General features: G+C 68.0%; 25 protein-coding genes and 3 tRNA genes. 12 read left to right on the plus strand and 16 right to left on the minus strand.

The window, feature by feature from the left end; translation table 11 throughout:
• The first annotated feature begins 38 nt into the window (after positions 1-38).
• The 3 genes from KBZ13_RS02545 (at position 39) to KBZ13_RS02555 (ending at position 1434) form a co-directional block, all read left to right on the plus strand.
• On the plus strand, positions 39-179 hold the full coding sequence (locus KBZ13_RS02545) for a hypothetical protein (RefSeq protein ID WP_255005677.1): 141 nt from the start codon (positions 39-41) through the stop codon (positions 177-179).
• 93 nt (positions 180-272) lie between these two features.
• Positions 273-986, plus strand: a complete 714-nt coding sequence (locus KBZ13_RS02550) for a flavin reductase family protein (RefSeq protein ID WP_255005679.1) — start codon at positions 273-275, stop codon at positions 984-986.
• A 208-nt stretch (positions 987-1194) separates the two neighbouring features.
• Positions 1195-1434: a hypothetical protein gene (locus KBZ13_RS02555; RefSeq protein ID WP_255005681.1), complete on the plus strand. Its 240-nt coding sequence runs from the start codon at positions 1195-1197 to the stop codon at positions 1432-1434.
• A gap of 60 nt (positions 1435-1494) precedes the next feature.
• On the opposite strand, the gene KBZ13_RS02560 is transcribed toward KBZ13_RS02555, so the two are convergent.
• The 5 genes from KBZ13_RS02560 to KBZ13_RS02580 form a co-directional block, all read right to left on the minus strand.
• The gene (locus KBZ13_RS02560) at positions 1495-3861 is read right to left on the minus strand and encodes a TOTE conflict system archaeo-eukaryotic primase domain-containing protein (RefSeq protein ID WP_255005690.1); all 2367 of its coding nucleotides are present in this window, start codon (positions 3859-3861) and stop codon (positions 1495-1497) included.
• 12 nt (positions 3862-3873) lie between these two features.
• Positions 3874-4155, minus strand: a complete 282-nt coding sequence (locus KBZ13_RS02565) for a type II toxin-antitoxin system RelE family toxin (RefSeq protein WP_255005692.1) — start codon at positions 4153-4155, stop codon at positions 3874-3876.
• Positions 4145-4399 carry a type II toxin-antitoxin system Phd/YefM family antitoxin gene (locus tag KBZ13_RS02570; protein ID WP_255005694.1) on the minus strand — a complete coding sequence of 85 codons (255 nt, stop codon included), beginning with the start codon at positions 4397-4399 and terminating at the stop codon, positions 4145-4147. Before KBZ13_RS02570 ends, KBZ13_RS02565 begins: the two co-directional genes overlap by 11 nt.
• A gap of 107 nt (positions 4400-4506) precedes the next feature.
• Complete coding sequence (locus tag KBZ13_RS02575; RefSeq protein ID WP_255005701.1) at positions 4507-5742, minus strand: hypothetical protein; 1236 nt, start codon at positions 5740-5742, stop codon at positions 4507-4509.
• A gap of 169 nt (positions 5743-5911) precedes the next feature.
• Positions 5912-5982: transfer RNA gene (locus tag KBZ13_RS02580), tRNA-Gly, on the minus strand.
• 104 nt (positions 5983-6086) lie between these two features.
• On the opposite strand from KBZ13_RS02580, the gene KBZ13_RS02585 reads away from it, so the two are divergent.
• The 5 genes from KBZ13_RS02585 to plsY are packed head-to-tail and all read left to right on the plus strand — an operon-like array spanning position 6087 to position 10339.
• On the plus strand, positions 6087-7505 hold the full coding sequence (locus tag KBZ13_RS02585) for an MFS transporter (RefSeq protein ID WP_255005702.1): 1419 nt from the start codon (positions 6087-6089) through the stop codon (positions 7503-7505).
• A complete protein-coding gene (locus tag KBZ13_RS02590; RefSeq protein ID WP_255005703.1) occupies positions 7502-8251 on the plus strand; it encodes an MlaE family ABC transporter permease in 750 nt (249 codons plus the stop codon). Before KBZ13_RS02585 ends, KBZ13_RS02590 begins: the two co-directional genes overlap by 4 nt.
• 41 nt (positions 8252-8292) lie before the next feature.
• Positions 8293-8718 (plus strand): DUF3119 family protein, encoded by a 426-nt coding sequence (locus KBZ13_RS02595; protein ID WP_255005705.1) that lies wholly within the window; start codon positions 8293-8295, stop codon positions 8716-8718.
• Positions 8715-9689 (plus strand): DUF3086 domain-containing protein, encoded by a 975-nt coding sequence (locus KBZ13_RS02600; RefSeq protein WP_255005706.1) that lies wholly within the window; start codon positions 8715-8717, stop codon positions 9687-9689. The genes KBZ13_RS02595 and KBZ13_RS02600 overlap by 4 nt, the downstream gene beginning before the upstream one ends.
• Entirely contained in the window at positions 9686-10339 is a 654-nt protein-coding gene (gene plsY, locus KBZ13_RS02605) for a glycerol-3-phosphate 1-O-acyltransferase PlsY (RefSeq protein ID WP_255005712.1), read from the plus strand. Before KBZ13_RS02600 ends, plsY begins: the two co-directional genes overlap by 4 nt.
• Before the next feature lie 25 nt (positions 10340-10364).
• On the opposite strand, the gene proC is transcribed toward plsY, so the two are convergent.
• From proC to KBZ13_RS02640, 7 genes are all read right to left on the minus strand, one after another.
• Positions 10365-11195 carry a pyrroline-5-carboxylate reductase gene (gene proC, locus KBZ13_RS02610; RefSeq protein ID WP_315859592.1) on the minus strand — a complete coding sequence of 277 codons (831 nt, stop codon included), beginning with the start codon at positions 11193-11195 and terminating at the stop codon, positions 10365-10367.
• Positions 11195-11782, minus strand: a complete 588-nt coding sequence (locus KBZ13_RS02615; RefSeq protein ID WP_255005890.1) for a cell division protein SepF — start codon at positions 11780-11782, stop codon at positions 11195-11197. The genes proC and KBZ13_RS02615 overlap by 1 nt, the downstream gene beginning before the upstream one ends.
• Positions 11783-11864: 82 nt before the next feature.
• Positions 11865-12515 (minus strand): YggS family pyridoxal phosphate-dependent enzyme, encoded by a 651-nt coding sequence (locus KBZ13_RS02620; protein WP_255005897.1) that lies wholly within the window; start codon positions 12513-12515, stop codon positions 11865-11867.
• Positions 12516-12523: 8 nt separating this feature from the next.
• Positions 12524-12790 (minus strand): PipX family protein, encoded by a 267-nt coding sequence (locus KBZ13_RS02625; RefSeq protein ID WP_255005721.1) that lies wholly within the window; start codon positions 12788-12790, stop codon positions 12524-12526.
• A 24-nt stretch (positions 12791-12814) separates the two neighbouring features.
• Positions 12815-13747, minus strand: a complete 933-nt coding sequence (locus KBZ13_RS02630) for a CbiQ family ECF transporter T component (protein WP_255005723.1) — start codon at positions 13745-13747, stop codon at positions 12815-12817.
• Positions 13747-15117, minus strand: coding sequence for a ribosome biogenesis GTPase Der (der, locus tag KBZ13_RS02635; RefSeq protein WP_255005726.1), 1371 nt, complete (start codon positions 15115-15117; stop codon positions 13747-13749). Before der ends, KBZ13_RS02630 begins: the two co-directional genes overlap by 1 nt.
• A gap of 36 nt (positions 15118-15153) precedes the next feature.
• Positions 15154-15612 (minus strand): DUF1823 family protein, encoded by a 459-nt coding sequence (locus KBZ13_RS02640; protein WP_255005727.1) that lies wholly within the window; start codon positions 15610-15612, stop codon positions 15154-15156.
• A 26-nt stretch (positions 15613-15638) separates the two neighbouring features.
• Between KBZ13_RS02640 and dusB the strand changes: the two genes are divergently transcribed.
• Positions 15639-16709, plus strand: coding sequence for a tRNA dihydrouridine synthase DusB (dusB, locus tag KBZ13_RS02645; protein ID WP_255005735.1), 1071 nt, complete (start codon positions 15639-15641; stop codon positions 16707-16709).
• Here the strand turns inward: dusB and KBZ13_RS02650 are convergent.
• Both KBZ13_RS02650 and cobI read right to left on the minus strand, forming a co-directional pair.
• Positions 16706-17431 (minus strand): DUF4079 domain-containing protein, encoded by a 726-nt coding sequence (locus tag KBZ13_RS02650; protein ID WP_255005737.1) that lies wholly within the window; start codon positions 17429-17431, stop codon positions 16706-16708. The genes dusB and KBZ13_RS02650 overlap by 4 nt on opposite strands.
• A gap of 20 nt (positions 17432-17451) precedes the next feature.
• On the minus strand, positions 17452-18162 hold the full coding sequence (gene cobI, locus KBZ13_RS02655) for a precorrin-2 C(20)-methyltransferase (protein WP_255005899.1): 711 nt from the start codon (positions 18160-18162) through the stop codon (positions 17452-17454).
• Positions 18163-18275: 113 nt separating this feature from the next.
• On the opposite strand from cobI, the gene KBZ13_RS02660 reads away from it, so the two are divergent.
• The gene (locus KBZ13_RS02660) at positions 18276-18830 is read left to right on the plus strand and encodes a 1,2-dihydroxy-3-keto-5-methylthiopentene dioxygenase (RefSeq protein ID WP_255005739.1); all 555 of its coding nucleotides are present in this window, start codon (positions 18276-18278) and stop codon (positions 18828-18830) included.
• 11 nt (positions 18831-18841) lie between these two features.
• Here KBZ13_RS02660 and KBZ13_RS02665 read toward each other — a convergent pair whose 3' ends face one another.
• On the minus strand, positions 18842-19453 hold the full coding sequence (locus KBZ13_RS02665) for a tRNA-(ms[2]io[6]A)-hydroxylase (protein ID WP_255005741.1): 612 nt from the start codon (positions 19451-19453) through the stop codon (positions 18842-18844).
• A complete protein-coding gene (aroQ, locus tag KBZ13_RS02670; RefSeq protein ID WP_255005743.1) occupies positions 19450-19890 on the minus strand; it encodes a type II 3-dehydroquinate dehydratase in 441 nt (146 codons plus the stop codon). Before aroQ ends, KBZ13_RS02665 begins: the two co-directional genes overlap by 4 nt.
• A 37-nt stretch (positions 19891-19927) precedes the next feature.
• On the opposite strand from aroQ, the gene KBZ13_RS02675 reads away from it, so the two are divergent.
• Together KBZ13_RS02675 and KBZ13_RS02680 are read left to right on the plus strand one after the other, a co-directional pair.
• A tRNA-Tyr gene (locus KBZ13_RS02675) sits at positions 19928-20009 on the plus strand.
• Between the two features lie 11 nt (positions 20010-20020).
• Positions 20021-20092, plus strand: a tRNA-Thr gene (locus KBZ13_RS02680).
• The last annotated feature ends 92 nt before the right edge of the window (positions 20093-20184 follow it).

Consider the following 20184-nt stretch of genomic DNA (forward strand, 5'->3'; position numbering starts at 1 on the left):
CTGAATGGCCGATCCAACAGCAGCCAATCCAGCTTTGCTTGCTTGCCCTGGATCGCATTCAGAAAGCACCACCTCCACCGCGCCGTGCCAGCACCAAGGGCCGAGGCCCGCTGCAGTGGCATCTCGAGAACGTGGAGGCCACGATCACCGGCTGGAGCCGGCGCAATTTGCAGCTGTAGGGCACGCACCAGAGCGCCCAGTGGCCTGCTGAACTGCTGAATGCCTCGCGGCCATTTCAGATCGAGCGGCTGGCATAAGGCAACCGGCTGTTGATGAGCACCAACAGGCCCTCGCCACAGCCGAATCTCAAGGGCAGCGTGGTTGCTGCAGCATTGTGTTTCCCCGAGATCGGCCCGTCGATGCTCGAAGCCGAGCCGATTCGCTCCATTGACCCAGACAGCCTGGATGGCGGGGCGCTCTACAGGCTTTGCACCAGCCTGGTGGTGCCTCGGCCGATTGCCTGGGTGAGCACCATCAGCAGCGAGGGGCAACCCAACCTGGCGCCGTTCAGTTTCTTCAATGCCGTGAGTGATCAGCCGGCTGTGTTGATGCTGTCGATCGGTGCCAGACGCGACCGGGAAAAGGACACCCTGCGGAATATTCGCCAGACCCGCTGCTTGGCGGTTCATGTGGTGGATGAGCGGCTCGCCGGGGCCATGAACATCACAGCCACCGATTACCCAGCCGGCACCAATGAATTCGAGGCCGCTGCTCTGGCGGCTGTGCCAAGCAGCCGGATAGCGGCCCCACGCCTGCGGGATGCCGCCGCCTGCCTGGAGTGTGAGCTGCTCAAGCTGATCCCCGTGCCCGGCACCACGTTCACCATGGTGCTGGGCCAAGTGGTGATGCTGCACGTGCAGGAGCGTTGCCTAGGCCCCTCCGGTACCGCTTCTGCGGAAGCCCTCCGCCCGGTGGGCAAGTTGGCCTTAAACGACTACACGCGCCTGGGGGAGATGTTCGAGCTGGTGCGCCCAACGCTGGGTTGATGGCAGCACGAAAGCTTGGCCAGCAGCTGAGCGACGTGGTTGCTGTCATCTCAATAAAACGGCTCGCATGACAAGGGGCCGGTGCGGCTGCCATCACCACGGGGGCGAGCAACCGCAGACGCATAGCCGCTGAGCGGGAAGCCACGAGAGCACCCATGGGCTCAAGCAGGCACAGGACGGTTCGGAAAGCCTGTTCCTCCTTCTGCCCATGGCAGTCGGTCTCCCCAGTTCCGGTGAGCCGGTGGTCCCCTCGGCAGAGGCCGCCGAGGCCGCAGGGGCCAGCCTGCGCGATCTCGCCCGGTTCCGGGATACCCATGGGCTGCGGCGAGTCAGCCTCTCCCTTGAACTGGAAAATGGCAAGCGCGCATCCGTGCCGATCCCGGCCTTGGTTCTGGAATTGCTGCAGGGAATCCTGGTGCAGATGGCCCAGGGCAATGCGGTCTCCTAGGTGCCGGTTCACGAGCTCACCAGCCAGCAGACCCCTGATGGCCCAAGTGCTCGGCATGGGCTATTGAGCGGAGACCAGCTCGTATCCCATGGCCCGATACCCGCGCAGCCGTCGCTCCCACATGCGTTGCGTCACAGGGTGACCGAGATCGAGCCAATCAATGATCCGCACGCTGCTCTTACCTGCTTGCTGCCGATTCAGCCGGCCCGCGTACTGCTGCAGGGTGCCCTTCCAGGACACGGGCATCGCCAGAAGCAGGGTGTCGAGCGGCGGGTGATCGAAGCCTTCACCCACCAGTCGCCCGGTGGCCAGCACGATGCGGGCCGACTCCGGCGGTAGCTCCTCCAGCGCAGCGAGGGTGGCGCTGCGTTGCCGTGCGCTCAGGCGGCCATGCAGCAGGAACAGCTCCGGCACCTGGGTTTCGAGAGCGGCAGCAATCGCCGTGATGTGGTGGGTGCGCTCGCTCAGCAGCAGCAGCTTGCGGCCCTCACGCCAGGCGGCCAGGGCCTCGGCAACGATCCGGTCGGTGCGCTGCTGATCTTCCGCCAGCCGGCGCATCAGATCCTGAATCGGCAGATCGGTGGGCAGCCCCCGGAGCTCATGGCTGCGGCTCACCAGTTCCAAAATATGGGGCGCCCCGGCGGGCCGCTCAGCGGTATGGCGGATGGGGCCGCACTGCATGAACAGGATCGGCTGCAGGCCGTCGCGGCGAATCAAAGTGGCCGATAGCCCCAGCACGTAACGGGCCTTGACCTGACGGAGAATGGCCTCAAATGAGGCGGCGGCGATGTGGTGGCATTCATCGACGATCACCTGCCCGTAGTTCTGCACCAGCGGATTCACCTCCCCCTTGCGCACCAGCGATTGCATCACGGCAATATCGAGTCGCCCAGTGGGTTTCGCCTTACCGCCACCAATGCAGCCGATCGTCTCCGGTGGTGCCTCCAGGAAGGTCTGGAGCCGTTCCTGCCACTGACGCAGCAGCTCCGAGCGATGCACCAGCACCAGAGTGTTCACCCCTCGGCGAGCCAGGATCGCAGCTGCCACAACGGTTTTTCCGAAGGCCGTCGGCGCCTGCAGCACGCCGATGTCGTGGCGCAGCATCGCTTCCACCGCCGCCTCCTGGTCGTCACGCAGCTGGCCCGCAAAGGCAAGTTCAAGGGGTAAGCCGCTTTGGCGCCCATCCACCAGATCGCAATGGATCCCCTGTTCGCGAAGCAAAGTCTGCACCGGCTCCAGGCAGCCACGCGGCAGGGCGATGTGTTGGGGGAAGTTCTCAGCGCAGCCGATCACCCGCGGTTTATCCCATACCGAAAAGCGCATCGCCTGGGCTTTGTAAAAGTCGGGATTGGCAAAGGCGGCAAGGCGGATCAGGCGATTGAGCAGCGGCTGCGGCAGCCCTGGTCGCTCCACATAGAGGCGATCGGCCAGGGTGAGCGTGATCGACACCGGCAGCGGCCCGCTGATTTTCGGGGTAGTTGCAGCGGCCTTCCATGGAGTCGCCAGATCCTCCTCATCAATGAAGTGCAGATCGAGGGGATGGGCGCCACCGGTAGAGGTTTGGAGCAGGGTCTGCAGCCCAGCCACGGACTGGCGCTGAATGGAGGCCAGATAGGCCCACTGATCGGGATAGGGGCGCAGGTCCTCGTCAACGAAGACGCTGCCGCCCCGCTGCCTGGGTTCCTTCTGCAGCGGCAGGGCGATCAGATTTCCGAAGCCACCCTTGGGCATGAAGTCCTGGTTGGGGAAGAGCCGGTCGTAGGAGCTCAGCTGCAGCTGGCGCGATGCGTTGCAGGTATGGCTGATCAGAGCCGCCCCCAGCAGGCGGGCGTCCCGCGCCGGCACCGCCTCCTCGAAGAACACCCACACATGGGCGCCCTCCCCAGAACGGGAGATCTCCAGGGCCGCCGGCACCGCCAGCTCCCGGCAGGAGCGCAGCAAGGCGCGGGCGTCGTCACGCCAGTCGTGCTCATCGAAATCAACCGCCAGCAGATGGCAGGTGTCGTCCGCCAGCAGCGGGTAGAGGCCGAGGGTGTGTTCACCGGCCAGATGGCCATAGATCGCCACGTCCGTGAGGGGCAGCAGCTGTCGGTGGCTGCAATCGCGGCAGGCAACCCGCGGCTTTTCGCAAACCCCCGGCTGCCACTCATTGGCGCAGGCCGGCGCATAGCCAGAGCGGCCGCTGCTGCTGCTCTGCCAGCGCAGGGCATAGACATCTTCACGGCCGCGGAAGAGACGCCGGAACAGCGCCACTTTCTCCTGGGCCGAGCGCGGCGCGGCATCGGGGAGCTCGGCCGATGCAAACTGCTGTGTGGATGGCGCCTTCTCAGTGGACTGCCAGTCGATGCAATGGGTTTCCAGGAGGGCAATCAACCGGGCGTTCTCGAGGCGCAGCTGATCGAGCTCAGAGGAACTGGAGTCAGCCATGGCGGGAGGTCCTCAGCGCTGGTCTGCCTTCCTGTAGGCAGCATTGCGCTCCCGCTTGCCCACCGCCACGACAAGCACCAGCAACTCTTGATCGCGCACCTCGTAGACCAAACGAAATCCAGCCGCCCGGAGCTTGATCTTGTAGCGATCGGTTGAGCCCCGCAGCTTGCTGGCCGGCATCCTGGGCTCGATCAGCCGTTCTGCCAGCTTCTTCTTGAACTGTTCCCGGATGCCCGCTGTCAGCTTGTGCCACTCCCGCAGAGCCTCGGGATGAAAGGCCAGCTCAAAGGGCATCGAGGCTGACCCGCACCGGCTCCTGCCCATCTGCCAGTCGGGCATCGGCGATGCGACCCAGCTCCAGGTCGTCCACCAGATCCAACAGTTCCTCATAGGCCTTGGCCGGCACGCAGTAGAAAGCCGGCTCGTTGCGATTGAGCACAGCCACAGGCATGCCTTCCCCGGACGCCGCCGCGGCCATGGGGTTCTTCTTGAGTTCCGAGATGCTCACGGCGGTCTCGGTCAGCACGCGATGCGCCATGAACAGCTCAAACCGATTTATGCACCCATCATAGGTCGCAGAAAAGGTCTTTAAAAAGGTCTCATGGACTGACTCGAGAAGTTGGCTTTGAAAGCCTGATGGGTTTTTCAGAAAGCCAGAAGCCGCCGCTGCGCCTTGGCAAAGGCGTCATCCACCACGTCATCGCCGCACCAGCGGCTGTAGGCCGCGAGGTGGGTCTGCACGCTGTGGCCCATCGCCGCGGCCACCACCTTGGGCGGCAGGTCACAGATCACATGGGCCCGGTGGGCGTAGCCGTGCCGGCAGGAGTAGGGCACGAGTTTTTCGCCCCTGGCCTCGTAGTCCCGCCGCAGCTGCTTCCAGAGGGTGCGGTTCATCAGGTAGTGGCCGAAGTAGCCCCCACCGAGGCCCGGCTGCATCGGCGGAAGCTCCTGAGATGGAAAGCGCTCCTCGAGCCGCCAGCCATCAGCCCAGTCATCACAGGGCAGCAGGCGCAGCACCCGGGGCTTGGTCTTGCCGCGAGAGGCGACCTTCTCGTACAGGCACCAGAGGCGACCCTGGCGCACCTGAAGGTGCTGCAGCTCCTCGGGGCGGAGGCCGTAGGCGGCCATCAATTGGAAAGCGAACCGCCAGCGCAGGTCGGGGATCGCCAGGACTAGGGCAAGGATGTGCTCCACCTCAAGAGGAGTGGTGATCGCCCGGGGCGCGCGTGAACGGCCAACGAAAGGAGCCAGATCCTGCGGGGGCTCCCAGTCCTCCCCCAATCGATGATCACCAACCCCCCACCGCAACAGTGCAGCTGTGCACTGCATTTGGATTTGGCGGGTGCGGCCTCCAGGAGTATCAGGCCAGAGTTGGACCAGGGAGTCGAGCAACTGCTTGGCGCTCTCAGGCGGAAGAGGCGCGGCCATGGCAGCAAGCACATGCCGCATGTGATGCCGATGCACCCGGTGCCAGGTGGAGGCCTTGATCTCGCCGCTGATGAGCTTGTACTTCCGGTAGTCCTCCACCAGGGATTGCCAGACCAGAGGGCCTGTCGCCTCGATCAGGCCCCTTCGCTTCAGCCGACCTGGTCGATGGGGAGCCTGAAGCCCTGCAGCAGGCTCAGCCGCTGGAAACTCGATTGATGCTGCCATCCGGGCCACACAGGTCTCCGGGTCGATCCCCTCCCGAAAGGCGTCGTAGACCTCAACGACCGCATCGCGGATCTGATCGACATGGTTGCCCTGCCAGGGGACGGGCAACAGCAGCTGCCGGCGGCGTCCACCCCCAGCTCCAGCAGCGATGTTGAGGCGCGTTAGGCCCCGGTGATTCAGCACCGTCCACCCCCGGCGGCACCCCCGCTGAGACAGGGAATGGGACACGCCTGCCCTCAGGACAATCTCCCAAGCAAGGGCTGCGGGCATGTGAGACGTTATGTGAGATGTTTGGCCTCAAAGCTTGGCACGACCAGCCAAAGCCAGCCAACCACTGGCAGCACGAAAGCCAGTGACAGAAAGGGATTTGAAGGAAAAATCCTTATCGAGAAAAGTAAGCGGGCGGCGGGAATCGAACCCGCATCATCAGCTTGGAAGGCTGAGGTTTTACCACTAAACTACGCCCGCAGTGATACATCCCTACCAGCCCATGGACGGGGTTGGGGATGCCTGCCACAGCCGCTCTGCCACGGCTGGCTGGAGCATTATGGCCTGCGTGCGCTCTCCAGCCCTTGGCCCCCATCCCCAGCCTCTTGAGCGAAGGCGGCACGAGGGTCCTCACTGATGCGGCCGATCTGCGCGGGGGAGCCCGGCAACGCTTGCTCTGGGCCTACGGCCTGGGCGATGCCGGCACCGGCATGGCCGCTTCGCTGATCGGTTTCTACCTGTTCATCTTCTACACCTCAGCCGCCGGGCTGCCGCCCTGGATGGCAGGGCTGGTGCTGATGATCGCCCGGCTCTGGGATGGCCTCAACGACCCCATCGTGGGCTGGCTGAGCGACAAGACCAACTCCCGCTCAGGCCCCCGCCTGCCCTGGATTCTCTGGAGCGCCCTGCCCCTCGGCATCGCCATGGCGGGGATGTGGTGGCTGCCGCCAGGCGGTCCCTGGATGAAGTTCACCTTCTTCATCTTGATCTCGATGGTGGCCAACAGCCTCTACACCTGCGTCAACCTGCCCTACGCCGCCCTGGCGGCCGAACTCACAACCGATGTCTCCCTGCGCACTCGGCTCAACACAGCACGGTTCACCGGTTCGATCATTGCGTCCTTGGTCGGCATCGTGCTCGGTGCCCTGCTGCTGCGCGATCACTCCAACGCCAGCAGCTACCTCCAGGTGGGCCTGCTCTCTGGGGTGATCATCACCGGCTCCACTCTCCTCTGTGGCTGGGGCCTCGCCCCGGCAGCCCGCCACTGCCAACGACCCACCAGCCACCCCGGCACCACGAGGCGCCTGCTCAAGCGGGTGGCCACCAACGGTCGGTTCATCCGGGTGCTGGGCCTTTATCTGCTGCTCTGGTGTGCCCTGCAACTGATGCAGACGGCCGCCCTGATCTATCTGCCCGTGGTGATGCGCCTGCCGGAGGGCTGGAGCAACTGGATTCTGCTGCCCTTCATGGTCAGCACCCTGGGGGGCCTGTGGATCTGGAACACCGTGGCCTACCGCAGCGGCCGGATCCAGGCGCTGAAGCTGGGCTGCGGCCTGTGGATCGGTGCCTGCCTGGCCGCCATGGTGCTGCCCCCCCTGAACGGAGCGATCACCCCCACCGGCTCTCCCGACAATCTGCTGCGACTGGTCCTGCTGGTGCTCACGATCATGGTCGCGGGCCTGGGGGCCTCCACGGCCTACCTGATCCCCTGGGCCCTGCTTCCCGACGCGATCGACGCCGATCCAGAGAAACCGGCTGGTCAGTACAGCGCCTGGATGGTGCTGGCCCAGAAGATCTGCATCTCCCTGGCGCTGTTCTTCTTCGGCAACTTGATGAGCCTCAGCGGCTACCAGGCCACCCAGACGATCCTTCAGCCCCAGAGCGCCCTGGTGGCGATCCGCCTGTGCATGGGCTTGATCCCGGCGGTGATGGTGGTGCTGGGGCTGCTGGTGATGCGGCGCTGGCCGGATCGGGCTGCCCACCTGCTCCACGGGCACCCATGAGAGCGCCCCGCTGGCTAGGGCGCCTGGGGGCCAGCGCCCTGATCGGCGGCCAGGCGGTCGCCGCCATCGCCCGGGGGCGCATCAGCGTCAACGATCTGTTCGAGCAGATGATGGAGGCCGGCCCCGGCAGCTTCCTGATCGTGCTGATCACCGGCCTGGCTGCCGGCACCGTGTTCAACATCCAGGTGGCCGCCGAGCTCACCAAACAGGGGGCCGGATCCACCGTGGGGGGCATCCTCGCCCTGGGTCTCGCCCGGGAGATCGCCCCGCTGCTCAGCTCCACCCTGATGACGGGCAAGGTGGCCACGGCCTATGCCGCCCAGCTGGGAACCATGAAGGTGACCGAGCAGATCGACGCGATCACCATGCTGCGCACCGACCCGGTCGAATACCTGGTGGTGCCCAGGGTGATGGCCATGGTGATCATGGCGCCGGTGCAGTGCCTGCTCTTCTTCGCGGTGGCGGTCTGGTCGGGTCAGATGAGCAGCACCGCGCTCTACGGCATCCCGCCGGCCGTGTTCTGGAACTCGGTGCGCACCTGGATGGAGCCCTCCGATCTGCCCTCGATGCTGATCAAGGCGGTGGTCTTCGGGTTGCTGATCGCCGTGATCTCCTGCGGCTGGGGTCTCAGCACCAAGGGGGGGCCCAAGGAGGTGGGCACCAGCACCACCGGGGCGGTGGTGATGATTCTGATCACCGTGGCGCTGATGGACGTGGTGCTCACCCAGTTGCTCTTCGGCCAATGACGAGTCGGCCGATGACAACTCGAACCACGACAATGGATCCCATGACTGTCCCTTCCGCCCAGGCGCCCTCCACCCCGCTGGGCGCTCCGGACCCCAGCGCCGGGGTGATTCTTGCTCCCCACTTCGGTGTCGCGTTGGGGGTGATGCTGCTGGGAGTGGCGCTGCTGCCCCTGACGCTTCTGTGGAGCCCGGCCCTGTGGGTGGCCTCAGCCACAGGCCTGTTCGGCCTGTTCCTGCTGCTGCAGACCGCCCTGCTGCGGCTGCAGTTCACCGGCGATGCGCTGGTGGTCTGGCGCCAGAGCACCGAGTTGCGCCGTTTCCCCTACGACGCCTGGCTGGGCTGGACCCTGTTTTGGACACCGCTGCCGGTGCTGTTCTATTTCCGTGAACAGAAGAGCATCCATTTCCTGCCGGTGCTGTTTGATGCCAGCGAACTGCGCCGCCAGCTCGCCCTGCACGTGCGATGACAGGCCCCGTCGATTCCCCGTTCCCGGGCTCCGACCTGCCCGGCCCGGTCGATCCTGAGACCCCCCAGCCGCCGGGCCCTGAAGCCTCGCCAGAAGCCGCCGCCCCGAGCGAGCTGCTGGATCTGGCCCTGGCGGATCTGCGCCACAGGCGGGCCGCACTGGAGGCGGAGATCAAGGAGCTCGAAAGCCGGCGCGCTGTCCTGCAGCAGGAGCTCGGCGCCAGCTTCGCCGGCCAGTCCGATGCGATCGCCCGGCGGCTCAAGGGGTTTCAGGACTACCTGGTGGGTGCGCTCCAGGAGCTGGTGATCCAGGCGGAATCGATGGAGCTGGTGAACCAGCCGCTGCTGGTGCAGCCCTCCCCCCTCGATCAGCAGGCCCAGGCGGCGGCGGTGGCCTCCCAGCAGGCCGCCACCACCGTGGCCGCCGCAGGCCTGTTCAGCCAGGACGAGGCGCTGATCCGCGAGCGGCTCCAGCGCTTCCTGGGGCAGCCCGACTTCTATGCCGATCCCTGGAAGCTGCGCCGCACCCTCGAGCCCGCCGGGGCCGCCCTGCTGGAGGACTGGTTCCTGAGCCAGGGGGGTCGTGGCGCCCAGCCCAGCAGCGGCAGCCGCAACCGAAACGCCCTAGTGGCCGCCGCCGCCATCGCCGTGCTCGGAGAGCTCTACGGCGAACGCCTCCAGACCCTGGTGCTGGCGGGTGAGCCGGAGCGGCTGGGGGAATGGCGCCGCGGGTTGCAGGATTGCCTGGGCCTGGCGCGGGAGGATTTCGGCCCCAACAGCGGCATCGTGCTGTTCGAGCGCCCCGATGCCCTGATCGAGCGGGCCGACCGGCTGGAGGAGCGCGGTGAGCTGCCCCTGATCGTGGTCGATGCGGCCGAGCAGGTGGTGGACATTCCCATCCTGCAGTTCCCGCTCTGGCTGGCCTTCGCCCCCGGCCCGGCCGAACTCGCCCTCGAAGACGACCTGCTGTGAACGCGCCGATCACCCTGCTGCTGACGCTGCTGGCGGGCTACCTGCTGGGCTCGATTCCCAGTGGCTGGCTGGCGGGCCGCTGGCTCAAGGGCATCGACCTGCGGGAGCACGGTTCCGGCTCCACGGGCGCCACCAACGTGCTGCGGGAAGTCGGCAAGGGCCCGGCCCTGGTGGTGTTCCTGGTCGATGTGCTCAAGGGGGCGGCCGCCGTGCTGCTGGCCAAAACCTTGCTGCCGCCGCTGGCCCTGGGAGCCGCCACCGACTGGTGGGTGGTGGCGAGCGGTCTGGCGGCCCTGGCCGGCCACAGCTGGTCGATCTGGCTGGGCGGCAAGGGGGGCAAGGCGGTGGCCACCGGGCTGGGGATGCTGCTGGGCCTGGTGCCCCTGGTGGGCCTGGCCTGCTTCGGCATCTTCCTGACCGTGCTCAGTGTCAGCCGGATCGTGTCGCTCTCGAGCGTGTTGGCGGCCCTGAGCCTGCCGCTGCTGATGCTGGGCTCGTTTGCCGCCGAGGGCAGTGGTCTGCGGCCCGCCTACCTGCTGCTGGCGCTGCTCACCACCGCCCTGGTGCTCTGGCGGCATCGCAGCAACATTCAGCGACTGCTGGCCGGCAGCGAACCAAAGCTGGGGGCTGCCAGGCAGGTCGATCCCTGAGCCCCCGGCCCGCCCTCCACTGGGCCTAGGCGAACGATCGGCTGCGCTCGGCTGCGGCCACCACCGCCTCGATCAGGGCCGAGCGCAGCCCCGCCTGCTCCAGCCGGCGCAGCCCAGCGATGGTGGTGCCCCCCGGACTGGCCACCATGTCCTTGAGCTGAGCGGGGTGTAGCTCCTGCTCGCTGAGCAGGGCCGCGGTGCCCGCCAGGGTGCGGCTGGCCAGGTGGTGGGCGAGCGCCCGGGGCAGCCCGACCGCCACCGCCCCATCGGCCAGGGCTTCGGCCACCAGGGCCACGAAGGCCGGACCCGAAGAGGTCAGGGCCAGAAAGGCATCCAGCTGGGCCTCCGGCAACTCGAACACCTCCCCCACCCGGCCAAACAGCTGCAACGCCCACTGGCGCTGGGCGGGGCTGACGCGCTCATCCCAGGCCAGGGCCGTGAGGCCGGCGCGCACCAGGCAGGGGGTGTTGGGAACAGCGCGCACCACCGCCCAGCCCGGGAAACGGGCCTGGAGCCGCGCCAGGCTGACGCCGGCCAGCACCGACACCAACAGCGGAGCAGCGCCACCGGCAGCGCTAGCCGCAGGGGCAGGGGGGGACAGGGCCTCCAGCTGCTGGGGCTTGACCGCCAGCAGCAGCACAGGTGCGCTCCAGGCGCGGCTGGGGTCGGTGGTCACCTCAAGGCCATGGAGCGCCGACAACCGCTGGGCCGAGGCCTCCGTGGCCACCGCCGCCCGAACGGAGCCAGGGGCGATCAGACCATCCTCGAGCAGAGGCAGCAGCAGGGCCTGGGCCATGCGGCCCAGGCCGATCACCCCGAGGGTCTCAGGGGAAAAGGCAGGGGCCGCTGAGGCGATCAACCACCCAGGCCGGCACTGAGATCGGAGCTGCGGCCCCAGGCGGGGCTGGGGGCGGCCTCCTGCTCCTGGGACAGCTCCCGGGAAACAATTGTGGGGGAAGAAGCCTCGTCGCTGCTGGTGGTGGTCACGGTCACACAGCTGGGGGCGAACAGGAAAATGCTCTCGCCCACGCGCTCCTGGTGGCCGTCGATGGCGAAGGTGCCACCGGCGACGAAATCCACGGCCCGCTGCGCCTGATCCGGCTCCATCATCGTGAGGTTGATGATCACGGTCTTGCGTTCGCGCAGGGCCTGGATCGCCCGGGGCATTTCATCGAAGCTGCGGGGCTCCATCAAGGTGACCTCCGCCGCCGAGGAAGACAGGCCCGGCATGCCGATCACGTTGCTGCCGATGAAGGGATCATCGGCTCCAAAACCGCTGCTCAGCGCCAGGGCGCCGGATCCAGGGAGGCCGGAACCGTGGTGGCGAGCTGCCGCACTTCCTTCGGTGCCTTCCTCGGCGTCGTAATCGAGTTCGTCGTCGTAGTCACCATCGAGGTAGTCGTCTCCGGAAACGACAGCACGCAGGCGTGAAAACAACGACACCTTGAATTCCTCTGTGGTCACAGAACCTAAATAGCGTCCCACGGGATGGGTTGCAAGGTGTGACTGAGTCCTGAAACTCCGTTCACATCTGCCTGGAGCCAAACAACGCCCCCCCCAATCGCACCCAGGTGCTGCCCGCCTCCACCGCCTCGGGCCAGTCGCCGCTCATGCCCATCGAGAGCTCGCCAAGCCCCAGCTCCGCCGCCAGCGCAGCGCAGTCTCGAAACAGCGCCAGCCGTCCGTCGCTCGCCAGCCCCAAGGGCGCCAGGGTCATCAGACCCACCGGCCGCAGCGGCGCCAGGGCGGCCAGCTCGGGCCACTGCTGGCGCAGGGTTTCAGGATCAAAACCGCCCTTGCTGGGATCGGGCCGCAACTTCACCTGCAGGAACACGGCCGGGCTCAGGCCCTCTTCGGCGGCGATGCGCCCCAGGCGCTGGGCCAGCTCCAGGCTGTCGACGGAATGGATCGTGCCGAAATGGCGCAGCACCCCCCGGGCCTTGTTGGCCTGCAGGCGGCCGATGAAATGCCAATCGAGCGGTTCGAGATCCCCCAGGGCCCCCTGCTTGGCCTGCGCCTCCTGCAGCCGGCTCTCGCCGAAGCTGCGCAGGCCCAGGGCCACCGCCGCGCGGATCACTTCCGGGGGCTGCCCCTTGCTGACCGCCAGCAGCTTCACCGAGGCGGGCAGGGCCGAGCGCAGCTGATCCAGCCTGGCGGCAAGGCCGTCCACGACGATGTCCCCGCTCAGATGAAGGTCTGGTCGAACAGCTGGCGCCAGTGGGCGTGGGACTCGCTGCCATCCCTCCGGGAGCGGGCCAGGTTCTGCTCGGCCAGGTGGCGGGCGTCCATCAGGGGGAGCACCTCGAACTGGGCCCCCCGCGCCTGCAACGTCACCAGAAAGAACATCCGCTGGGCGTAGAGGGTGGCGTAGAGATCCCGGCCTTCACCGGCCTGGGCCACGCGGTAGAGCAACCCAAACGTGGGGTGATTGAGGTAATGCTCTGCGCTCACGTCGTCTGTAGGGAATGGCACCGATCAGAGCGCACCGTACTTCCACCGCAAACCGAACAGCAGGATCAGGGCCAGGCCACCGCCAAGATCAAGCAAGGCCGAGCCCCTGGGCGCCTGACGCAAGTCCCGGGGTGCCATCCACAGGCCGCCCCGGGCCAACAGGGCTTCGGCCCCCTGCTCCGCCCGCAGCAGCACGTTGGCCAACAGCCGCTCCCCCAGGGCCAGCACCAGCCCCAGGGAGGCCTTCCAGCCCAGGCGCCGCAGGTTCACGGCCCGGGTGGAGACCGAGCGCAGCAGGTTCTGGAACTCCTCCTGCACCAGGGGCAGGAAGCGCAGCGCCAGCAGCAGGGTGAAGCCCAGGCGCTCCACAGGCAGCCCCAGGCGCCCCAGGGGACCGATCGACCAACTCAGGGCCCAGACCAGCTCCTCCGGCGGGGTGCTGAGCAGCAACAGGTTGGCGCTGTGAATCACGGTGAACAGGAGCGTCGCCCCGTTCAGCCCCAGCTCCGCCGAGCGGCGACTGACCACCAGGGGGCCCAGGGGCAGGGGTCCGAGCCGCAGGGGGCCCCAACGCAGCAACTCCCAGGCCTCACCGCTGCGCTGCGCTGGCGGGCCGCCCGCCGGCACGGGCTCCAGCAGCAGCTCCGTCGGGGGACGGTTGAGCTGGCGGGTCACGGTTTCGCCGACGGGGATCAGGGCGGAGAGCAGGCCCACCAGCAGGGCCAGGGCCAGCAGCACGGGCAGGCTGCGCCGCCAAAGGCGCCAGGGCAAGCCACTGACGGCGGTGACCAGCAGCAGCAGCCCCACCAGGGCCAGGCGCCACCAGGGGCCGGCCAGGATCGGGGTGACCAGGAAGGCCAGGGTCCAGGCCAGCTTCAGACGGGGATCAAGGCGGCGCAGCCAGCTGCTGGTGCCATCGACGTACTGGCCGATGGGGAGCTGCCGGAGCCAGTCCATCAACGACCGCCCGGTTTCCCCTGGGACTTGGCCAGATCCCGTTCGGCGTCGCGTTGCTGCTTGCCGCGCCAGAACAGCTTCAGGGGAGAGCCCTCGAAGCCCAGACCCTCGCGGATCTGGCGCTCCACGTAGCGGCGGTAGGTCTCACCGAAGAGTTTTGGATCGTTCACGAACAGCGTGAAACTCGGGGGGCGGATCGCCACCTGGGTGCCGTAATAGATGCGCCCCTGGCGTCCGCCACGGCTGGTGGGAGGTGAGCGCCAGCTCACCGCCTCCTGCAACACCTCGTTCACCACCGAGGTGGTGACCCGGCGGCGGTGCTGCTCCACCGCCAGAAACGCCAGGGCAAAGATGCTCTCCACCCGCTGGCCGGTGAGGGCGGAGGTGAACAGCATCGGCGCCCAGTCGAGGAAGTAGAGCTTGGCGCGCAGCTCTTTCTCCATCGCCGACATGGTGTGGCTGTCCTTCTCGATCGCATCCCACTTGTTGACCACCAGCACGCAGGCGCGGCCGTCCTCCTCGATGCGACCGGCCAGGCGCTGATCCTGCTCGGTGACGCCATCGAGGGCGTCGATCACCAGCACGCAGACATCGGAGCGCTCGATCGCCTTGAAGCTTCGGTTGATGCCGAAGTATTCCGGCCCGTAACTGACGCTGCGGCGGCGGCGAATGCCCGCCGTATCCAGGAGCTTCCAGGTCTTGCCCTCGCGCTCGAGGGTGGTGTCGATCGTGTCGCGGGTGGTGCCGCGGATCGGGCTCACGATCGCCCGCTGCTCGCCACAGATGGCATTGAGGAGGCTGGATTTGCCCACGTTCGGGCGACCGATGATCGCCAGCTGCACGGGTTCTTCGGTTTCCACCTCCTCGGTGGCCGGCAGGAAGGCGATCACCTGATCGAGCAGATCACCGGTTCCTGCGCCGTGGATGGCGGAGATCGGATGGGGTTCGCCGAGGCCAAGGGCCCAGAAGTCGGCGGCCATCGCCAGGCCCGCGTCCGGTGACTCGCACTTGTTCACCGCCAGCAGCACAGGGCACGGACGGCCCCGCAGCCATTCAGCGATGGTCTGATCGGCGGCGGTCAGGCCCTGCTGGCCATCGACGATCACCACCGCCACCGTGGCCTCCGCCAGGGCGAGGTTGGCCTGCTGGCGGATCTCCGGCAGGAATTCACTGTCGTCATCGAACACCAGGCCGCCGGTGTCCACCACCCGAAAGGTGCGATCCCCCCAGAAGCCTTGCTGGTAGGTGCGGTCCCGCGTCACCCCCGGCTGATCGTGCACGATCGCCTCACGGCTGCGGCAGAGCCGGTTCACCAGCGTGGATTTGCCTACGTTTGGGCGCCCGATAATGGCGACGACAGGGAGCGCCAAGAGGCCTGATCCAATCAACAGTTGCGTCTCTTGACCCTACAGAGGGGCGATGCCATCCTCCGCCGCTGGATCGGCGGGCGGCTCCCGCAGGGTCGGCAGGGGGCCGGTCTCAGGCAGTGGCTCCCCACGCACAGCCAGGTGGGCCAGCAACCAGTTCACCGCCGTGGCCCGGCGGGTGCGGCGGGGGTAGAGCTCGCCGATGCGGTAACCGCTAAAGCCGAGTTGCTCCTTGAGCAGTTGCTTGTGGGGCGCCTGAATCGAACGGGTCAGGCGCACGCTCGGGGGACGCTCGGCGATCAGCTCGGGGGCCAGGGGGTAGGCCTCGGCCCAGTCGGGCGGCGTCGCCGCTCCGGAGCGCCACGCGCCCCCCTCAGCTCCCGCCGGCTCGTAGCCCAACCGGCTCCAGACCAGCTCACAGACGAAGCGGTCCGTGAGCCGGTCAGCGAGCGCCGCCTCCAGCAGGGCTCGGCTCAGGGGGTAGGAGCTGGGGGCCATGGGCGGCGGCAGGGGGCAGCGGGAGAATGGCCTTCCATTGTTTCGCCCCGCGTCCCTTGAGCCCCCTGGCGCTCCACGACCTCGAGCCGACCGATCGGGCCCTGGCGCGCGGCGGCCTGCTGCTGCCGGGCCGGGGCACGCCGCGCAGCCTGGCCTGCCGGGTGCTGCAATCGCCCCTGGCCGGGGTGAGCGACCGCATCTTCCGCGCCCTGGTGCGCCGCTGGGCCCCGGACGCCCTGCTGTTCACCGAGATGGTGAACGCCACCAGCCTGGAGCTGGGCTTCGGCTCCCAAAAGGTCGAGGAGATCAGCGAAGAGGAGGGGCCGATCGGCGTGCAGCTGTTCGATCACCGCCCCGGCGCCATGGCCGAGGCGGCCCGCCGAGCCGAGGCCGCCGGTGCCTTTCTGATCGACATCAACATGGGCTGCCCGGTGCGCAAGATCGCCCGCAAGGGGGGCGGCAGCGGCCTGATCCGTGATCCGGAGCTGGCCTGCCGCATCGTTGAGCAAGTCAGCGCCGCGGTGAGTGTTCCGGTGACGGTGAAAACCCGCCTGGGCTGGTGCGGCGATTCGGCCGATCCGGTGGGCTTCGCCCGCGCCCTGGAGAACGCCGGAGCCCAGGCGCTCACACTCCACGGCCGCACCCGCGAGCAGGGGTTTGCGGGTGCCGCCGACTGGGGGGCGATCGCCCGGGTGAAGGCCGCCCTGGCCATCCCGGTGATCGCCAACGGCGACATCAAAGGCCCCGAGGACGCCCTGCGCTGCCTGCTGGAAACCGGCGCCGATGGGGTGATGGTGGGCCGAGGCACCATGGGCGCCCCCTGGCTGGTGGGCCAGATCGATGCCGCCCTGGGCGGGCGCCCCGTGCCCCACACACCGGGGGCCACCGAACGCATCCGCCTGGCCCAGGAGCAGCTGCGGGCCCTGGTGGCGGCCAAGGGCGACCACGGTCTGCTGATCGCCCGCAAGCACATGGGCTGGACCTGCCAGGGCTTCGCCGGCGCGGCCCAGCTGCGCCACGCCCTGATGCGAGCCGCCGATCCAGCCCAGGCCGACGCGCTGCTGGAGCGGGCCGCCGGCGATCTGGCGGGCGTCTAGGCGGGCGGCTTTGCGGAGGCCGGGGGCGGGGCTGGGCAGGTGCGGGCTTCGAAGTTGCAGCCGTAGATCACCGGCTTCTGCCAGCTCAGCGGGATCTCCAGCAGATCGCGGGTGCCGGTGATCCCCAGCACCGCCAGCAGCACGGCCGAAAGCACCCCGGCCGTCACATGCAGGCGCCGCATTCGCAGCGAGCGCAGGATGTCCTGCTTCGCCGCCGTGGCGAACAGAAGCAAACCCACCAGCGAGACCCCGGCCCAGTAGTGGGAACTCCAGAAGGCACCGCTGAGGGGGTTGTCGGACAGGCGCCAGATCTCGCCCTGGCTTCCCAGCCCCAGGATGCCTGCCCAGGTGAGCAGGGCGAAACTGGCCCGCAGCCATGGCTTCTTCACCCGCCAGAGGGCGAGCAGGCTCCCCAGGGTGCCGGCGCTCACCAGCAGCAACAGGGCCAGGCGCGGAGCGCCGCCGTCAAAGGGTGTGGAGGGGTTGAGGAATTTGCTCAAAAAGGAGTACAGCAGCGCCACCAGAACCGCCACCACCACCCCGGTGGCGACCCAGCGGCCGTGCTCAGCGTGCTCCACCCCTACCGAGGGCGGCAGGGGGTTGATCTTCAACCGCCGCTCCCTCGCCAGGATCCCCAGCCGGATCGTCGCCCCCACCACGGGGTAGACGAACAGGATGATCAGCACCGGGTGCAGAAGGCTGAACCAATCGATCGCCGTCATCGTTCGCCCGTTTGCAGGATCTAGGGAAGCACCGTCGGCCAGCCCTGGCGCACCAGCACCAGCGAAAAGTAGGGCTGCGCCTCCGCCGGCCACTGATTGCCCGGACACACCTGTTGATCGGGCCAGCCCAGCCGGCAGGCGAACAGGCTGGCCGCCAGCAGCCCCCGCTCCTCCAGCAGGGACCGCACCCAGGGCCAGCGCTGGCCCAGCTTGAGCAGCGCCAGCACCGCCCCCGCGCTCGCCGCCTCATCCAGCAACCGAGCCAGCTCAGCTGGCGTTTCCGGGGTCGGCCGGATCAGCAGCGGCTCCTGCTGCAGCGCCAGGGGCCAGGTCCCCGCCGCCCCGGCCGCCGCCACGGCCGTGATCCCGGGAATCAGCTTCAGCGGCAGCCCCGGATGGCTCTGGCGCAGGGCCAGCAGCACATAGGAGGCACTGGCATAGAGCGACACATCCCCCTCACAGAGCAGCACCACGGCATGGCCCGCCGCCACCTCCGAGGCCAGGGCATGGGCGGCGGCGCGCCAGGCGACCCGGCGGGGTTCGGCCTCCTCCACCATCGGGAACACCAGGGGCAGACGCCGCTGGCCAGGGGCGATCCAGGGGGCGGCGATGCGGGCCGCCATGCCCTCGGCCGCCGGGCGGGCCACCGGATAGGCCACCACAGCGGCCCCGCGGATCGCCCGCACCGCCGCCACCGTGAGCAGCTCCGGATCGCCGGGCCCCACCCCCACCAGGGTCAGCCCCGGCTGCGGCGGGGTCTCTGCCCCCCACTCCTCCAACACACGCGGCCCCCAGGGGCTCTCTTTCTAGGCTCGGGCCCACCGCACCCCTGCCTTCTCTGCCCATGGGCCGCCTCACCCTCTACGCCGAAACCAGCAGCGCCGAAAGGCCAGGCGCTCCCCTGCTGGAGAGCAGCGATCCCCAGCAGATCGCCGAGCTGCTGGCGGCACGGGGCATCGGCTACGATCGCTGGCCCGTTCAAGCGGAGCTGCCAGAGGCGGCCGATGCCGCTGCCGTGCTGAGCGCCTACGCCGAGGAGATCGCCCGGGTGCAGGCCAGTGGCACCTACCCCACCGTGGATGCGATCCGCCTGAGCCCGGATCACCCCGACCGGGTGGCCCTGCGCCAGAAGTTCCTCTCCGAGCACACCCACGCCGAAGACGAGGTCCGCTTCTTCGTTGAGGGCCGCGGCCTGTTCTGCCTGCACCTCGGCGCCGAGGTGGCCCAGGTGCTCTGCGAGCAGGGGGATTTCCTGCGGGTGCCCGCCGGCACCCGCCACTGGTTCGACATGGGCAGCGCCCCCCGCTTCAGCGCCATCCGCTTGTTCGACAACCCCGAGGGCTGGGTGGCTGTCTTCACCGGCGATCCAATCGCCGAGAGCTATCCGCTTCTGGACTGAGGGCTGCGGGATCAGCTGTGCATGCGGGGCTCAAGGTGCAGGCTCGCCAGCAGCCCCGCTTCGAACGCCGCCAGTTCCTCCAGCCGCTTGATCAACTCGGGCCGCGGCCAGCGCCGCTCACAGAGCACCCAATACAGACCGAAGTGACGCGCCTCGCTGGCCAGCAACTCGCCATAGAGCGCCGCCAGCTCAGGTTCGGGGCTGTGGGCCGCCAGCAGGGCCATGCGCTCGTGGCTGCGGGCCTCGATCAGACCGGCCACCAGCAAACTGTCGAGCATCCGCTCCGGCTCCTGGCGCCGCACCTGGGCCGAAAGGGAGGCGCCATAGGGAGGGGCGGCCAGGGGACGCATGGCCACGCCGCGGCGCTGCAGCAGGGCCAGCACCCGTTCGAAGTGCTCCAGCTCCTCCCGCGCCAGCGGGCTCAGGGCCTCCGCCAGCTCCGTGTCGGAGGGGTAGCGGAACATCAGCTGCAGGGCCACACCGGCGGCCTTGCGCTCGCAATGGGCATGATCGATCAGTACCAGGTCGGGATGGGCCAGGGCCTGCTCCAGCCAGGCGGCTGAACTGGCCTGGGTCAGCCAGCGGATGCGAACCGTTTCCAGCGGGGCGGTGCTGGGGCTCACGGCTGGGCGCGCAGGTGGGCCACCAACCCCTCAAGCCCCAGCCGGTAGCTGAGGGGTCCAAAACCCGCGATCACACCGATGGCCCGATCCGCCAGGGTGGAATGGTGGCGAAAGGGCTCCCGGGCGTGGGTGTTGCTCAGGTGCACCTCCACGAAGGGAATCGCCACCCCCAACAGGGCATCCCGCAGGGCGATCGAGGTGTGGGTGTAGGCGCCGGCGTTGATCACGATGCCGTCACTCGCCCCCCGGGCCCGGTGGATCCGATCCACCAGCTCACCCTCGTGGTTGCTCTGGAAGCTCTCCAATTCCGCGCCCAGGTCCCGGGCCCGCTGACGCAGGTCGTCGTCGAGCTGGGAAAGGCTCTGGTGGCCGTACAGATGGGGCTCCCGCGTACCGAGGAGATTGAGGTTGGGGCCGTGCAGCAGCAGCAGTTGCATCAGGAAGGTCGGCTGGTAAGTTCTTGCGGTGTGGTTCGGGTCGGTGCCCGAGTGGTTAATGGGGGCGGACTGTAAATCCGCTGGCTCTGCCTACGTTGGTTCAAATCCAACCCGGCCCACCTTTCCACATGCCCTTGTAGCTCAGTGGTAGAGCACTCCCTTGGTAAGGGAGAGGTCACGAGTTCAAATCTCGTCAAGGGCTTTTGATCGGATCCCCGCTTCCCGAGGACAACGGCAGCCCACCTGATCTAGCTGGCAGGGGTGATGTCTTGCCCCGGCGGGGCGGCAGCCTTG

The sequence above is a fragment of the Cyanobium sp. ATX 6F1 genome (assembly GCF_024346315.1).
Taxonomy (GTDB): domain Bacteria; phylum Cyanobacteriota; class Cyanobacteriia; order PCC-6307; family Cyanobiaceae; genus ATX-6F1.

What these genes read in the sequence shown, in the direction of transcription:
- KBZ13_RS02550 (WP_255005679.1), top strand. Translation starts at nt 273, where the DNA reads ATGAGCACCAACAGGCCCTCGCCACAGCCGAATCTCAAGGGCAGCGTG.
- KBZ13_RS02555 (WP_255005681.1), top strand. Translation starts at nt 1,195, where the DNA reads ATGGCAGTCGGTCTCCCCAGTTCCGGTGAGCCGGTGGTCCCCTCGGCA.
- KBZ13_RS02560 (WP_255005690.1), bottom strand. Translation starts at nt 3,861, where the DNA reads ATGGCTGACTCCAGTTCCTCTGAGCTCGATCAGCTGCGCCTCGAGAAC.
- KBZ13_RS02565 (WP_255005692.1), bottom strand. Translation starts at nt 4,155, where the DNA reads ATGCCCTTTGAGCTGGCCTTTCATCCCGAGGCTCTGCGGGAGTGGCAC.
- KBZ13_RS02570 (WP_255005694.1), bottom strand. Translation starts at nt 4,399, where the DNA reads ATGGCGCATCGCGTGCTGACCGAGACCGCCGTGAGCATCTCGGAACTC.
- KBZ13_RS02590 (WP_255005703.1), top strand. Translation starts at nt 7,502, where the DNA reads ATGAGAGCGCCCCGCTGGCTAGGGCGCCTGGGGGCCAGCGCCCTGATC.
- KBZ13_RS02595 (WP_255005705.1), top strand. Translation starts at nt 8,293, where the DNA reads ATGACTGTCCCTTCCGCCCAGGCGCCCTCCACCCCGCTGGGCGCTCCG.
- KBZ13_RS02600 (WP_255005706.1), top strand. Translation starts at nt 8,715, where the DNA reads ATGACAGGCCCCGTCGATTCCCCGTTCCCGGGCTCCGACCTGCCCGGC.
- KBZ13_RS02630 (WP_255005723.1), bottom strand. Translation starts at nt 13,747, where the DNA reads ATGGACTGGCTCCGGCAGCTCCCCATCGGCCAGTACGTCGATGGCACC.
- KBZ13_RS02640 (WP_255005727.1), bottom strand. Translation starts at nt 15,612, where the DNA reads ATGGCCCCCAGCTCCTACCCCCTGAGCCGAGCCCTGCTGGAGGCGGCG.
- dusB (WP_255005735.1), top strand. Translation starts at nt 15,639, where the DNA reads ATGGCCTTCCATTGTTTCGCCCCGCGTCCCTTGAGCCCCCTGGCGCTC.
- KBZ13_RS02650 (WP_255005737.1), bottom strand. Translation starts at nt 17,431, where the DNA reads ATGACGGCGATCGATTGGTTCAGCCTTCTGCACCCGGTGCTGATCATC.
- KBZ13_RS02660 (WP_255005739.1), top strand. Translation starts at nt 18,276, where the DNA reads ATGGGCCGCCTCACCCTCTACGCCGAAACCAGCAGCGCCGAAAGGCCA.
- aroQ (WP_255005743.1), bottom strand. Translation starts at nt 19,890, where the DNA reads ATGCAACTGCTGCTGCTGCACGGCCCCAACCTCAATCTCCTCGGTACG.